Source organism: Polynucleobacter sp. UB-Piko-W3 (genome assembly GCF_018881635.1).
Classification (GTDB): domain Bacteria; phylum Pseudomonadota; class Gammaproteobacteria; order Burkholderiales; family Burkholderiaceae; genus Polynucleobacter.
This window is the reverse complement of the sequence record NZ_JACVPY010000009.1, coordinates 1-419: the sequence shown is the minus strand read 5'-3', so window position 1 is coordinate 419 and position 419 is coordinate 1. Positions and strand designations below refer to the sequence as shown.

The 419-nt window shown below is 47.0% G+C and carries 1 pseudogene; it reads right to left on the bottom strand.

The window, feature by feature from the left end:
* Positions 1 to 419 (bottom strand): annotated as a pseudogene (locus tag ICN31_RS10575) (hypothetical protein); the annotation flags it as partial.

Sequence of the window (419 nt, the reverse complement as noted above, 5' to 3'; positions counted from 1 at the left end):
GTTCCGCCACCACCATCTAAGACATCATTACCAGCAAGGCCGAGTAAGGTTTGGTTAGCAACAGAGGTACCGGTCAGGATGTCGTTGGCGGTGGTACCGGTGATGGTGGGGTTGGGTAAAAAATTACCATTACCTTGCGCAAGAACAATGGTTCCATATTTAATGCTCTGTACGACATCAATATCGTAATTTGGTGAGCTGTCGAACCGAATAAATTCAACGCCACTAGCAACAATATCAAGGCCATCAGTTCCGCTTAGGGTAATACCAGCAAGCATTCCTGATGAATCAGCACTGTTCACCACAAAACTATAGTCCGTATATAAACCACTAAACAAGGCACGATCAATGCCAGCGCCGCCACCAATCAGATCATTGCCAGTGCCACCACGCAAGATGTCGTCACCCGCATTACCAAA